The organism is Mixta calida, assembly GCF_002953215.1.
Taxonomy (GTDB): Bacteria; Pseudomonadota; Gammaproteobacteria; order Enterobacterales; family Enterobacteriaceae; genus Mixta; species Mixta calida.
In genome coordinates, this window is record NZ_CP026378.1 from 2,798,627 (window position 1) to 2,811,882 (window position 13,256).

The window sequence follows — 13,256 nt, forward strand, 5'->3', positions numbered from 1 at the left end:
GCATAAAAAAGGCGCACCGGGTGCGCCTGTAGAAGCGGTAGAAAAGAAAGAAATTAGCTAACCAGCATGAGTTCGCGCGCCTCCGGCATCGGCCGGTTCTGCAACGTCAGCAGAATATTTTTTACCGCCTGCGCCGATGGCGACAGCGGCAAACGCGAGGAGATATTCAGCGACAGCGGCAGATTCAGCGAGGGAGAACTGATGCGCGCCATCCAGCCGTTAGTGGCGTTGACCAGCGCCCGCGCCGCCGATTCCGGCAGTACGGTGACGCCCATGCCGCTGGAGAGAGCGGCAGTCAGCGTCGAGAGCGATTCGATTTCGCCGATAATGCGCGCGCTCATACGGCGCAGGGAAAAGGCCTCGTCCACCCGCTTGCGCACTGCGCTGTAGTCGCGCGGCAGGAAGAGGTTCATTTGCGCCACCTCGGCCAGATCGACCGTTGCGCCGGGGGCGTCGTGGGCGCCTACCAGCCAGAGCTCCTCTTTCATCAGCGGCGTGCTGGCGATACCGGCCGTCGGCGTGCGGTCATACAGCACCGCCATATCAAGCTGGCCATTCATCACTTTTTCATTTAACGAGCTGCCGCTGTTTTCATGCAGGTAAACCAGAATATCAGGATGCTGTTCGCGCACCGTCTGCAACAGCGGCATGGTCAGCGACGAGGCGGCGGCGCCCGGCGCCAGGCCAATGGAAACCTGTCCGTTGAGCGTCTGGCCGGCATTGCTGACTGCCGCCTGCGCCTGTTCGCACTGGCGTAAAATCGTGCGCGCATGAGCATAGAGGATCTTGCCCGCCTCGGTGGGCGTGACGCCGCGCTTGGTGCGGATCAGCAGTTGCTGATCCAGCTCATTTTCCAGCGTGGCAACCTGCTGACTCAGCGCCGGTTGCGCAATGTGCAGGACCTCCGCTGCCTGAGTCAGGCTGCCGATATCGACGATTTTCACAAAGTATTTCAGTCGTCTTAAGTTCATATTGCCTCCATCACGGGTTCCCGCATGCTGTAAAGGAAGTGTCGCGCCTGGCGCGGCTGTGAAGAAGGATTGCAATATGCAGGCCACTTTTTTCAACCGGACTTCTGACCTTAAAACCGCTGCCCTAACCCCCGATAAAATAAGAGAAACTGATTACCTCGCAAGAGGTAATCGCCGTTCATAAACAGCGCGCCGTACAGATTAACGCCGATGTTGCACCATTAGCGTGCGGCCGCTGCGTTGGTGCCGTGCAGGTGCCGACGACGCTTTTTTGCGGATCGCAGTCACAAAACGATGATGCCGTACCGTTCAAAACATGAGTTCCGTCACTTTCTCCGGTTTGCCGCATGGCAAATGTAAAATTTATGTTATTACTTTATTTCATAAAATAATTTGAAAAACAGCGAGTTATTACAAATGAAACGATTACTTAGTTAACATTTCCCATCGCCTGCCGGTGCTTCGATAACTTTACGTCATGTCTGGCGTTCCCTCGCCATGCAATACAAGCGGTATTGCGCTTTCTGTTTTCCGCTACTTCAGAAGGAAAGAATTTTGCTGACTGTGCTGGGTTTTTCGATGGTGATCTGCTTTATGTATCTGATCATGACCAGGCGGATGTCGGCGCTGATCGCGCTGATTATCGTGCCAACGCTGTTTGCGCTGATTGGCGGTTACTGGCATGGTCTGGGCGAAATGATGCTTAACGGCGTGAAGACGCTGGCGCCGACCGGCGTGATGCTGACCTTCTCCATTCTCTACTTTGGCCTGATGATCGACGCCGGTCTGTTCGATCCGCTGGTACGCCTGATTTTAAAAATCGTGCGCGGCGATCCGCTTAAGGTGCTGGTCGGCACTGCGGTGCTGACGCTGCTGGTTTCCCTTGATGGCGACAGCTCCACCACCTATATGATTGCGATTGCGGCCTTTTTACCGCTCTATCGGCGTCTGGGGATGAATGTGCTGGCGATGACCTGTCTGGTCAACCTCGCCAGCGGCATCATGAATCTGTCGCCGTGGGGCGGCCCTACCGCGCGCGCGGCTGCGGCGCTGCGCATCGACGCGCTCGATATCTTTATTCCGATGATCCCGGCGATGCTGCTCGCCTGCTTTACGCTGGTGGGCATGGCGACGCTGTTCGGCATCCGCGAGCGCCGTCGTCTCGGCATAATGACCATGGAAAGTCATCATCTGGAGTCGATCAGCCTGGGGCTGGGCGACGAGGATGAGTGCGCCGCCAACCGTCGGCCGAAGATGTTCTGGCCCAACTTTATCCTGACTACCGCGCTGTTGGTGTTGCTGGTAGTTGGCCTGATGCCGATCCATATTCTGTTTATGCTGGCGTTCGCCATTGCGGTGATGCTGAACTATCCCTCGCTGGAGCAGCAGAAGGCGCGCATCGGCGCCCATGCGGCAAACGTGCTGGCGGTCACCTCGCTGATTTTCGCCGCCGGGGTCTTCACCGGCATTCTTTCCGGCACCGGCATGGTGGATGCGATGGCGAAAAGCCTACTGTCGGTGATCCCGCACAGCTTCGGGCCTTATCTGGCGGTGTTTACCGCCGTGGTCAGCCTGCCGTTCACCTTCTTTATGTCTAACGACGCTTTCTACTTCGGCATTCTGCCGGTAATTGCGCAGACGGCGGCGGGCTACGGCATCAGCGCCGAAGAGATTGCGCGCGCTTCGATTATCGGGCAGCCGTTCCACCTGCTCAGCCCACTGGTGCCGTCGATTTATCTGCTGGTCGGTCTGGCGAAGGTGGATATCGGCGATCATCAACGTTTTGCGATTAAGTGGGGGATTCTGGTGAGCATGGCGCTGCTGGCGGGTGGCGTGCTGTTCGGCGCGTTCCCACTCTACCACCGTTAAGGCTTAGTCGCCGCTGGAGAAGTAAAACGTCCCGCGCCAGTAACGGCGCGGGACGGACTGTGGAAGGGATATATTGGCGGTCAGCGACGCGGCCCTCTGCCATGCCTCTGTCCTCTCGCCGCCGGGCGGCTCCAGCTAGCGTTTTTTGCGGTTACGGTGCATATCAATCGACACCGCCGCAACGATAATCACCCCTTTGATAATATCCTGCACGTAGGCGTCAACGCCGACAAAGGTAAAGCCGCTTTTTATCAGTCCCAGAATCACCGCGCCGATCAGCGTGCCGGTAATACGTCCCACGCCGCCCATCAGGCTGCTGCCGCCGATCACCGCCGCGGCGATAGCGTCCAGCTCATAGGAAAGCCCCATGCTCGACTGGCCGGTGCTGACGCGCGCCGCCAGCACCACGCCCGCCAGCCCGGCGAGGCCGCCGGCGATGGTATAGACGATGACCAGATACTTATTCACGTTGATGCCGGAAACGCGCGCCGACGTCATATTGCCGCCGATGGCGTAGACATATTTGCCGTAGCGAGTATGTTTCAGCGCGATATGAAAAATCACCGCCACCACCAGGAAAATCACCACCGGCATCGCGCCCTGTCCGATAGCGGTAAAGCCGTCGGACAAAAAGCTGATCGGGTTGCCCTGCGTGTAATACTGCGCCAGACCGCGCGCCGAGACCATCATGCCGAGCGTGGCGATAAAGGGCGGAATGCCGGTTCTGGTGATCAGTACGCCGTTGATTAAGCCGCATAGCGTACCGACGCCGATGCCGGCAACAATCGGCACCGCGGCGGGCAGATCCACCAGCGCCGGATACATCGGCGACAGACTGTCGGACGTTTGCGCCAGGCTGGCGGCCACCACCGCCGTCAGGGCGATCAGCGAGCCGGAGGAGAGATCGATGCCGGTGGTAATGATCACCTGCGTCACCCCCACCGCGATAATGCCGATAATAGCGACCTGAAGAACAATCAATACCAGCCGGTTGGTGTTCAGCAGGAAAGATTGATCGCGCACATACCAGCCCGCCAGTTCAAAAATCAACGCGATGCCCAGCATCACGATGAAAATACCGGTGTCTTTCGGCAGCCTGCCGCGCAGATGTCCGAACGGCGACGGGCGCGCCGCGTGCGGCTGTTGCGTACTTATCTTAACGTTGCTCATAACATTCTCCCGTCTCACTCAGATGCCAGCGACATAATGGTTTCCTGATCGGCCTCTTCTTTATTGAGGATGCCGGTAATCCGCCCTTCGTGCATGACCATCACCCGGTCGCTCATGCCAAGAATTTCCGGCAGCTCCGAGGAGACCATGATGACCGCCACGCCGCGATTGGCCAGCTCGCTGATCAGACGATAGATCTCCGCCTTGGCGCCGACATCGATGCCGCGCGTCGGCTCGTCCAGAATCAGAATTTTGGGCTGCGCCAGCAGCCAGCGCGCAATCAGCACCTTCTGCTGGTTGCCGCCGCTGAGGTTATTGATGATCTGATCCATGGTCGGCGTCTTGATATTGAGCCGCCGTATCTGTTCCATGCAGTCCTGGGCCATCTGCACATGGCTGACGAAGCCGCCCCGACTGCTGTACTCCGGCATATTGACGATACTCATGTTCTCCAGCACCGACAGCACCAGAAACAGGCCGGACTTTTTACGATCTTCGGTCAGAAACGCCATGCCCTTTTCAATCGCCGTGGAGGGCGAATCGATAGTGACCGGCACGCCGTCAATCAGCACTTCGCCGCTGTCAGGCGGCGCCATGCCGAACAGGCTCTCCATCACTTCGCTGCGCCCGGCGCCCACCAGCCCGGCGACGCCTAAGATCTCGCCGCGCCGCACGCTGAAGCTAACGTCGGCGAAGGCGCCGCGGCGCGTGAGCTGACGCACCGTCAGCACTTCCTCGCCGATGGCGTTGTTGAATTTTGGAAACAGCTGCGTCAGCTCGCGTCCCACCATTTGGTTGATCAATGACTGGCGCGTATAGCGGCTGGTGCTGTCGCTGCCGACCCAGCTGCCGTCGCGAAAGATGCTGACCTCGTCGGTGATAGCGAAGATTTCATCCATTTTGTGGCTGATATAGATGATGGCCTTCCCCTGCGCGCGCAGGTCGCGGATGATGGTGAACAGGTGGCCCACTTCCCCCTCGGTCAGCGCGGAGGTCGGCTCGTCCATGATCACCACATCGGCGTTCCAGGAGACCGCCTTGGCGATTTCCACCATCTGCTGACTGGCGATGCTTAGATCGCCGACCATCTGCTCCGCCTGTAAACGAATATTGAGTTTGTTCAGCAGCGCCTGCGTTTGCCGGTTGAGCTGGCGGTGATCGACCAGGCCATATTTCACCGGCTCGCGTCCCAGCCAGATGTTTTCCGCGACGGTCATCCAGGGGACCAGATTCAGCTCCTGATGAATCATCGAAATTCCGGCGCGCAGCGCGCCGAGCGTATCGTGAAACGCCACCGGTTCGCCTTTAACGCGAATAGTGCCGTTATCGGGCCGGTAGATACCGATCAGACACTTCATCAGCGTCGATTTACCGGCGCCGTTTTCCCCCATCAGGGCATGCACCGTGCCGGGCCTGACGCGCAGCGAGACGTTATCCAGCGCCTTTACTCCTGGAAAAAATTTACTGATGCCTTCGGCTTCCAGCGCATAAGCAGTCATGCGTTACCTCCGTACCGCGCGTCGCCCGACCGCCAGCGGCGCGGACGGCGGGCAAGCGCTCAGATTTATTTTTGGTTGCGGCTGACGAATGCCTGGTAGTTTTCTTTGGTGATCAGCTGATAGGGGATCATGACGTTTTTCTGCACCTTCTCACCTTTTACCAGCTTGATAGCGGTCTGCACCGCGCCTTCGCCCTGCCCTTTGGCGTCCTGGAAAACGGTGGCGATCATTCTGCCGCTTTTGATCTGCTGTAAGGCGTCAGGCGTGCCGTCGACGCCCGCAATCAGCACCTTGTTGTTTTTGCCCAGCGCCATCAGCGCGCCGATGGCCATCTCATCGTTGTTCGAGGCGATGGCGTCGATCGGGTCGCCAGCGGTCATCCAGTTGCTCACCACATCCACCGCTTCATTACGCATAAATTTCGCGGTCTGCTTCTGCACGATTTTGATCTGCGGATATTTCGCCACCACCGCTTCGACGCCTTTGGTGCGGTCGCGGGTCGCTTCATTCGCCAGGTCGCCCAGCAAAATGGCGACATTGCCTTTTTGGTTCATTGCTTTCGCCAGCGCTTCCATTTGCAGGCGGCCCGCCAGTTCGGAATCGGAGCCGACATAGGCCATTTTGTCGGTCAGCTCCGCCTGCGGGCGGCGATTGACGAACACCAGCGGGATGCCCGCTTTGCTGGCCTGATCCATAATCGGCTTCACCGCGTTGGTATCTACCGGGTTGACAATAATGGCGTCCACGCCCTGACCGATAAAACTCTGTACCTGTTGTAGCTGCTGCGCCACATCGCCTTTCGCATCCTCCATCTGCCCTTTGACCTGCGATTTATCCATCTCTTTTTGCATCTCAGTGCGCACGATGGTCAGAAAGTTGTCATCAAACAGCGCCATCGACACGCCAAGCTGGATATCTTTCGCCAGCGCGGCGGCGGGCAACAGACAGGCGATAACGGACGCGACAATCGCTTTTTTCATCTTCATAACTCACCCTTTTTCATCGTTAAGTTGCGCTGGCGGGCCGGTACCTCGAATGAAAATTATTTTTTACATTCACACAACATCACCAGGGTTTTGGACTGTCAGTAGAGATGAATCGATGCTGGCTTACTGTGCCGGCGTTTAGCCTCCTTCTTTTTTACCCGCCTGTTTCTGTTTGTTTTCATTCAGAAACTGCGTTTCACTTTCCTTAAAGACGGATAATGCAGAGATAAAATGGTTTCTTTGTTTCATAATTTACATAACTGAAATTTTCATAATGAAAGCATTGAAACGCGCGTTTTAAAATTATCAAATAACAAAAATTTGACACGCATCTAACATCGACGGCGAAAAGCGTTTAAAGTGAGATCCATGCGGCAGATTAGAAAAGCAGCAAACGCGCGGCAGTTGCCGGTTTTGCCAGCAAACGCGCGCTAAAACGGGGCACAGGCTTTGACATCATCTCCAGGGCCAGGTAATATTCGCCCCGTTCACACGATTCCTCTGTAGTTCAGTCGGTAGAACGGCGGACTGTTAATCCGTATGTCACTGGTTCGAGTCCAGTCAGAGGAGCCAGATTTAAAAAAAGCAGACGCCTGGCGTCTGCTTTTTTGCTTTCAGTCAACAGCGAACGGCCATCGCCCCTTGTTCCCTCTGTTATTTTTCCCGGTACGAAGCGGCCAGTCCGCCGACCCCCTCACGTGTTTACTGCCTGTCCGGTACCTCGCGCTGTCCGATCCGTAACCCACCGCGCTTTCGTATCTTCCGCCGAAGAAGGTAAAAGAGCGCAGAAACGCAGCCAAAAATAAAATCAGAATAAGCTCAGCTTAAATCGCGTTTTCGGCGCTTTTATTCAGGAACGTCAGCAAAAAATATTCGCGGCGGATTTACTGAAATTTTGCCTGCCCGTTCTGGTGGTGGCGCTGGTATGGACTTTTGTCAGCAATTATAAAGTCAACCTGCATGGGATAATTGCGGCAATTCTTATTTTTACCGCCGTGTCGCGCTTCTCCAGGCGTATTTCAGGCTACCTGCGCCGCTTTATTGAAAATAATTCACGTAAATATCTGGTGGTCATGGGCTGCGTTCACGGCTTATCGAATATGGGCGGCAGCCTGCTTTCCGCTTATGCGGTAACCCGACACCAGATGAAACAGGAAGTGCTGGGCTGCATCGTCACCGGCTATTTGCTTTTCGGTATTGTGCAACTTTGCACGCTGCATTATGTTAATGCATTGAATCTTAATATCACCACCCTGGCTTCCTGCCTGGCCGCCGCCGCCGCGGTTTTTTTACTGGTCGGCAACCGCATTTTAAAGCGCTGAACGACAGTTTTTATCAACATATTTTTTCCGGCTTTATGCTGGTCTATGCGGCTTTGATGATCGTTTTATAAGAGTGACGGAAGAATGAATAAGACGCCAGAAGGCATTATTTTTGATATTGACGGCACGCTGACGCTCCACGGCGAAGCGATCCCCGGCGCGGTCGAGACTATTAACCGGTTAAAAGCGGCAGGCTTCGTTTTACGCTTTATCAGTAATACCACTGGCAAAAGCGCGGCGCAGCTGGCGGAATGTCTGGGCCGGTTGGGTTTTAATATCGAGCGAGGCGAAATAGAAACATCCGTTACCGCCTGTGTTTATTATCTTGGCGCCCACTGCGCGTCGGCGAAAGGATATCTTGCCGTGCCGGAAAATATCCGCAGCCTTTTTTCTTTTGTAGAAACTGACGCGCAGCATCCCGATTTCGTCGTATTAGGCGATCTTGATGAGGCGTTCGATTACGCCATTTTAAATAAGGTATTTAATTTTATCCGCGACGGCGCGCAGCTGATCGTGTTTCATCGCAACCCCTGGTATTTCCGCGCGGGAAAAACCTGGCTCGACAGCGGCGCGTTTACGCTGGCGCTGGAGACAGCCACGCAGCGTCAGGCGGTAGTGACCGGCAAACCATCGCCAGTGCTGTTTAACAGCGCTCTCGCCTCGATGGGGCTGGATAAATCGCAGGCGCTGATGGTGGGTGACGATGTCACCACGGATATCGTCGGCGCCAGAGCGATCGGCCTGCCGACGTTGCTGGTCGGATCCGGCAAGTTCAGACCGGACGACCTTGTCCGCCACGCTATCGCTGACGAGGCCTTCCTGCCGCGGATCGCCGATCTGCCCTCTTTACTCAATCTGAAGGCGTAACGCTATGAAACTGCTTAATCTTGAGGTTACCTCGCATGGAGAGCTATTTCACAGCCGCTATGAGATTTTTCGTGAAAACGGCGCGGAGGTTTATTACCTCACCGCCTCTCAGAATAGCGTGCTCTGGCCCGGCTTCGCCGGCGTACGCGTTTTAACCGATCAAATCATCGATACGCTGATCGCCGCCGCGCGTGCATGGCGTGAGGAAATCCGTTTCGACGCGATACTGACAACTGACGAAGCCTCGGTGATCGCCACGGCCGCCGCGAGCGAGGCCCTTTCCCTGCCGGGGCTCTCCCTTGCCAGCGCCCGTCAATGCCGTAACAAATATGAGATGCGCCTCGCTCATCAACAGCATCAGGCGCCGCATCCGCCGTTCCGGCTGTGCGAAACCGTCGACCAGGCGCTGCAGGCTGGCGCACGTTCCGTTTTTACCCGAACGGCCATATCGAGAGTCAGGTTCACTATCTGTAGCCGTCGGACGGCTGCGCGCGCCGGATCTATTTCGCCAGCAGTCGGTTCACCCTCACGATCGAGCGGGTCAGCATGCTGCCGTAATGCGGATCGCCAAAGTGAAACAGCGCCGTCGCACGCCGGAAAGCGGGATCGCAGACGCCGTTGGCGTGAAAGGATCGATAGCCGTAGAAAAAGTAGATGTTGCCCGGCTGCAAATGCAGGGTCATCGGTTTTACCAGCCGGTGCTTAATCGCCCAGGTCAGCAGATGACGCGACAATGGGTTCTGCATAATGGCCTTTTCAATGACGTTAAAGAGAACGCTGCCGCGAAAGCGCCGCAGGTTGGGAAAAAGGAGCAGATCGCCGCGCGCCTCGCCCTGCTGCGGGATCTCTATCGGCAGCAGGGCGGTGATGACGCTGGCGTCATAGTGAAAAGCATTAGATTTCTTTTTGCCGCTCTGCCCCTGCACGCAGCGCAGCACCGCAAGTATCTGCTGTCTGGCCAGCGAGCGGCCCAGCGATTTTTCCGCCATCTGCCGCATCAGCTGATGAAATTCGACGTTTTCGCTCAGCTCCGCCAGCGGCGTGCGATCGATTTTTTCCACGTCGCCGAAAATGGCGTGGTAACGCTGGCCGGAATTGGCGCTGACCTCCTCAACCCACTGACGAAAACGCATTAATCCTTCCCCGGTGACTGCCTTTTCCAGTACGGCATAACCCTGTGTTTCAATATCCTCAAGTAGCTGAGGAATGCAATGCGGATCGATTGCGGCGATAAGAGACATAGTACCCTGCCCGTTAATTGTTTATGGTGCCGACGTCTGAGCGTCGTCCTGTTGTTTTTTCATATTCCGGTAACAGCTTGATGAAGCATAAAAGGTCTGCCGGATAAGGAAACCATCTGAAGAAAAATAAGAATTATTAACATTTTATGTCTGTTTTTAACTGGTCTCAGTGGGTTTTCTCCGCTGCGCTCCCTCCCCTTCTGCGGTCTGAAATCCTGTCAGCAAAGTGTGAGGCCCTGCTAAAAAAATGCAGCAAATTAAGACCAGTCATTGCTGGTTCACAGAATGTAACGCGCGCTGCGCCTGAACACTATCCAGGTAATCTTCAATCTGTTTTCGCGGCAGCGCAGACGCGGCAGCAGGCTAATCGTTAAAAAGTTAGCTTTTCTCAGCTGACGCACGGCCTTTTCCCTCCCGTCTGCGTTGTCTTTGCCCAGGCAACAGGCTACTCTGCCAGCGGTTTTAATTAACAGGAATTGCGCTCCCAATGGCTGAGCAAGCAAAACGTAAAAACGATCCCGAAGGGCTGAAAAAACGGATTATCGAGGGCGCGCTGAAGGCCTTCGCCGAATATGGCATGCAGGGCGCGCGGCTGGAGCAGATCGCGCTGAATGCGCAAACCACCAAGCGGATGGTGGTTTATCACTTCGGCAATAAAGAGAACCTCTATATTGCGGTGCTGGAGCAGGTTTACCAGCAGATCCGCCAGCATGAAACCGGGCTTAACCTCAAAGCGATGCCGCCGGAAGAGGCGATGACGCGGCTGGTGGAGGAGAGTTTCGATTATCACGCCACGCACGCCGATTTTATGCGGCTGGTATGCAGCGAAAACCTGCTGCGCGGACGCTATATCAGCCAGTCGTCGCGCATTAAGGAACTTAACCGCAGCGCGCTGGACGTGCTGGACGATATTCTGACGCGCGGACAAGCGGCGGGCCTGTTTTACCAGGATGTGAATACTATCGACGTGCATCGTTTGATCAGCAGCATTTGCGTTCACCACGTCTCAAACCGCTACACCTTTAATGCCCTGTTCAGCCCCGATAACAGCGAGGCGGAGAGCATCAAACGCAATCGTCAGCTGGCGGTGACCGCCACTCTGCGCTATCTGCGCCGCAGCGACGCGCCGCGCTGAAACCGAAGCATACCTGACGGACGCGGGCTCCACAGCGCCGCCAGGCAACATTCACAGCAGGTCGCGCCAGGAGAGGATCAGCGCCGCCGGCAGCGGATCGGCGCGCAGCGACGGCGCCGGTTGCCAGCTGTCCCAGGCGCGGAAGGCGGAAAAGTCGAGTCCCGTCAGGCTTTCCAGCCCACTGACGGTGACGCGATACTCGTCTACCTGCGGGGCCGCTTCCGCCTCCGTCCGCGGGATTACCCGCCGCGTCTCATCCAGCAGGTTGGCCTGACTGACCAGCAGCGCCGTTGCCTGCGGCGATCCGTCCGGCCCCAGACGCAGCACCACTTTCCAGTACATCAGCGGCACCTTGACGTCGCCATACTGCCGCCACGCATCGTTCAGCACCGGCCCGGTCAGCACCGTGATCTGCTTTTTCGTTTGCAGCACGCCATATTCCAGAATATAGCGTTCCACGCCCTGCCAGTATTGCAGGCTCTGGTTAAAGCGGAAATGCTGCGGCGAACAGTTGGTGAAGTGAAAGGTGTCCTTGTTGGCGCGAATCGCCTCTTGCGGCGTGCCCCAGGTAGGATGATCGCTACGGCGCGTCAGGTGGCCGCGATCGAACCAGCGGCTGAATTCGCGATAAAAGGACTGCACCAGATAGTAGCGGCTCTCCATGCGGCTGTCTTCATACCAGCTGTCCCCTTCCGGCAGCAGCGACGGCTGGCCGCTGTCGCGGTTGATATTAATATAGCGCGCGCCGTCGATATTGGTGGCGGTGAGAAAAGCGATACGCCGCTCAGCGCAAATCGCCAGCGAAAAATGCTGGTAATCCAGGATCGCTTCCGTGCCGGTGGCGCCTGAACGTAGCGGCGCAATTTCCGCCGCGCGCGGCGCGACAATTTGCGCCAGCGATACCGCGTGGCCGCCGATGAAATCGGCCTGATAGCCGTTGCGGTTAGCATAATTAGCGTCCGGCGCCGCCCGCGCCGCAACCGTCAGCGTTGCGAGCGGCTCGCCGCGCAGCGCGGCGATCAGCCGCTGCCGCGCCGTGGCGTCCAGGCTTATCGCTTCGCCTTTCAGCCAGTCAACCAGCGCGCTGACGCGAATGCCTTCATTTACCGGCGTGCCGCTCTCATCCTCCGCTGCGCCGTGATGCAGCGCCACCAGCTGCCATTCGTCATTGAAAACCGGCGCGCCGGAAGAGCCTCCGTCGGTATCCGCCGTGTAGTGCAGCACGTTGGCCGCCTCGCTCTCCGCCGCGCCGCGCGCCAGCAGAAAGTTATCGCGCAGCGCCACCTGCTGCGGCGCGCCGCCGGGATGCTGAATGATATTCACCGCCATGCCCAGCCGATGTTTATCGGCGCGATCGCTGAGGGCAATCAGCCCTAAATCCGTCAGATCGGCGTCGCCAAAGCGCCTCTCCCCCAGCGCCACCAGCGTGCAGTCCAGCGCCTCCAGCGGGCTGCTCAGCCAGAAGCTGTCGGCATCCAGCGTGTAAAGTGTCGTGGCGGGCGCCTCGCCCTGCGCATTTTGCCAGTAGCCAAACTCCACGCTGTAGCCAGCGGCGCGCTGGCGATCCGGCAGAACGTGAAAACAGGTAAGCAGTAGCCCGCCGCCAATTAAAAAGCCGGTGCCTTTCGGCACGCCATCCTCACGCACCAGCCCAACCGCCCTGGCGCGCTGCATACCTGTTTGCAGGAAATGGGTCGGCAGGAAGTCGTCCTGCGGGCCGATAATCGCCGTCTGCTGCGCCAGACGCTGAAAGGCGTAACGCTGCGCGCGTCGGCTGTCCGGCTCCGCCTCATCCGCCCGGCCTGCGGCGATCGCCTGTACGCTCTGCTTACGCTGCGCCACGGTCAGCGTCAGCCGCTGCCGCACCAGATTTTCCACCTCACTCATCATCTTCCCTTTCGCCTCGCTGTTGAACCGCCTCCCATAACCATAGTCAGCTTTACGCCTGCCGACACGATGGTTCTTTCAGCATCCGCCGCGTGGGTTGCTGAAAAGTTCAGCAGTCAGTGTTTTTTTGCGAAACAGGCTTTGACAACCTTCATCGCCCTCGATATTATGCGCCCCGTTCACACGATTCCTCTGTAGTTCAGTCGGTAGAACGGCGGACTGTTAATCCGTATGTCACTGGTTCGAGTCCAGTCAGAGGAGCCAAATTCAGAAAAGGCAGATGCTCAGGCATCTGCCTTTTTGCTTTCT

General features: G+C 57.1%; 11 protein-coding genes, 2 tRNA genes and 1 pseudogene. 7 read left to right on the forward strand and 7 right to left on the reverse strand.

Annotation, left to right across the window (positions count from 1 at the left end; all coding sequences use genetic code 11):
* Positions 1–53 precede the first annotated feature (53 nt).
* The gene (nac, locus tag C2E16_RS13400) at positions 54–971 is read right to left on the reverse strand and encodes a nitrogen assimilation transcriptional regulator NAC (protein WP_038625329.1); all 918 of its coding nucleotides are present in this window, start codon (positions 969–971) and stop codon (positions 54–56) included.
* A 555-nt stretch (positions 972–1,526) separates the two neighbouring features.
* Here nac and C2E16_RS13405 point away from each other — a divergent pair.
* Positions 1,527–2,840, forward strand: a complete 1,314-nt coding sequence (locus tag C2E16_RS13405; RefSeq protein ID WP_038625328.1) for a CitMHS family transporter — start codon at positions 1,527–1,529, stop codon at positions 2,838–2,840.
* Positions 2,841–2,975: 135 nt separating this feature from the next.
* Here the strand turns inward: C2E16_RS13405 and C2E16_RS13410 are convergent, their stop codons facing one another.
* From C2E16_RS13410 to C2E16_RS13420, 3 genes are all read right to left on the reverse strand, one after another.
* Complete coding sequence (locus C2E16_RS13410) at positions 2,976–4,010, reverse strand: ABC transporter permease (RefSeq protein WP_084971263.1); 1,035 nt, start codon at positions 4,008–4,010, stop codon at positions 2,976–2,978.
* A 14-nt stretch (positions 4,011–4,024) separates the two neighbouring features.
* Entirely contained in the window at positions 4,025–5,509 is a 1,485-nt protein-coding gene (locus tag C2E16_RS13415; protein ID WP_038625326.1) for a sugar ABC transporter ATP-binding protein, read from the reverse strand.
* A 65-nt stretch (positions 5,510–5,574) separates the two neighbouring features.
* Positions 5,575–6,495 (reverse strand): sugar ABC transporter substrate-binding protein, encoded by a 921-nt coding sequence (locus tag C2E16_RS13420; protein WP_084971265.1) that lies wholly within the window; start codon positions 6,493–6,495, stop codon positions 5,575–5,577.
* A gap of 497 nt (positions 6,496–6,992) precedes the next feature.
* Here C2E16_RS13420 and C2E16_RS13425 point away from each other — a divergent pair.
* The 4 genes and pseudogenes from C2E16_RS13425 to C2E16_RS21430 all read left to right on the forward strand — a co-directional run.
* A tRNA-Asn gene (locus C2E16_RS13425) sits at positions 6,993–7,068 on the forward strand.
* Positions 7,069–7,406: 338 nt separating this feature from the next.
* Positions 7,407–7,817 (forward strand): hypothetical protein, encoded by a 411-nt coding sequence (locus C2E16_RS13430; RefSeq protein WP_084971267.1) that lies wholly within the window; start codon positions 7,407–7,409, stop codon positions 7,815–7,817.
* Positions 7,818–7,901: 84 nt separating this feature from the next.
* Positions 7,902–8,684, forward strand: a complete 783-nt coding sequence (locus C2E16_RS13435) for a TIGR01458 family HAD-type hydrolase (protein WP_084971269.1) — start codon at positions 7,902–7,904, stop codon at positions 8,682–8,684.
* A gap of 4 nt (positions 8,685–8,688) precedes the next feature.
* Positions 8,689–8,916, forward strand: a pseudogene (locus C2E16_RS21430) (hypothetical protein); the annotation flags it as partial.
* Here the strand turns inward: C2E16_RS21430 and C2E16_RS13440 are convergent.
* Both C2E16_RS13440 and C2E16_RS13445 read right to left on the reverse strand, forming a co-directional pair.
* Complete coding sequence (locus tag C2E16_RS13440) at positions 8,836–9,054, reverse strand: hypothetical protein (protein WP_038625324.1); 219 nt, start codon at positions 9,052–9,054, stop codon at positions 8,836–8,838. The pseudogene C2E16_RS21430 and the gene C2E16_RS13440 sit on opposite strands and share 81 nt — an antisense overlap.
* Positions 9,055–9,184: 130 nt before the next feature.
* The gene (locus tag C2E16_RS13445) at positions 9,185–9,925 is read right to left on the reverse strand and encodes a hypothetical protein (RefSeq protein WP_103790943.1); all 741 of its coding nucleotides are present in this window, start codon (positions 9,923–9,925) and stop codon (positions 9,185–9,187) included.
* A 487-nt stretch (positions 9,926–10,412) separates the two neighbouring features.
* On the opposite strand from C2E16_RS13445, the gene C2E16_RS13450 reads away from it, so the two are divergent.
* On the forward strand, positions 10,413–11,060 hold the full coding sequence (locus tag C2E16_RS13450; protein WP_038625323.1) for a TetR family transcriptional regulator: 648 nt from the start codon (positions 10,413–10,415) through the stop codon (positions 11,058–11,060).
* 51 nt (positions 11,061–11,111) lie between these two features.
* Here C2E16_RS13450 and C2E16_RS13455 read toward each other — a convergent pair whose 3' ends face one another.
* Positions 11,112–12,947 (reverse strand): DNA/RNA non-specific endonuclease, encoded by a 1,836-nt coding sequence (locus C2E16_RS13455; RefSeq protein WP_244947419.1) that lies wholly within the window; start codon positions 12,945–12,947, stop codon positions 11,112–11,114.
* A 188-nt stretch (positions 12,948–13,135) separates the two neighbouring features.
* On the opposite strand from C2E16_RS13455, the gene C2E16_RS13460 reads away from it, so the two are divergent.
* Positions 13,136–13,211: transfer RNA gene (locus C2E16_RS13460), tRNA-Asn, on the forward strand.
* Positions 13,212–13,256: the final 45 nt, after the last annotated feature.

Excerpts from the sequence above, each read along its gene's own strand:
- C2E16_RS13450 (WP_038625323.1), top strand. The coding sequence starts at position 10,413 with ATGGCTGAGCAAGCAAAACGTAAAAACGATCCCGAAGGGCTGAAAAAA.
- nac (WP_038625329.1), bottom strand. The coding sequence starts at position 971 with ATGAACTTAAGACGACTGAAATACTTTGTGAAAATCGTCGATATCGGC.
- C2E16_RS13410 (WP_084971263.1), bottom strand. The coding sequence starts at position 4,010 with ATGAGCAACGTTAAGATAAGTACGCAACAGCCGCACGCGGCGCGCCCG.
- C2E16_RS13415 (WP_038625326.1), bottom strand. The coding sequence starts at position 5,509 with ATGACTGCTTATGCGCTGGAAGCCGAAGGCATCAGTAAATTTTTTCCA.
- C2E16_RS13435 (WP_084971269.1), top strand. The coding sequence starts at position 7,902 with ATGAATAAGACGCCAGAAGGCATTATTTTTGATATTGACGGCACGCTG.
- C2E16_RS13455 (WP_244947419.1), bottom strand. The coding sequence starts at position 12,947 with ATGAGTGAGGTGGAAAATCTGGTGCGGCAGCGGCTGACGCTGACCGTG.
- C2E16_RS13420 (WP_084971265.1), bottom strand. The coding sequence starts at position 6,495 with ATGAAGATGAAAAAAGCGATTGTCGCGTCCGTTATCGCCTGTCTGTTG.
- C2E16_RS13445 (WP_103790943.1), bottom strand. The coding sequence starts at position 9,925 with ATGTCTCTTATCGCCGCAATCGATCCGCATTGCATTCCTCAGCTACTT.
- C2E16_RS13440 (WP_038625324.1), bottom strand. The coding sequence starts at position 9,054 with ATGCGGCGCCTGATGCTGTTGATGAGCGAGGCGCATCTCATATTTGTT.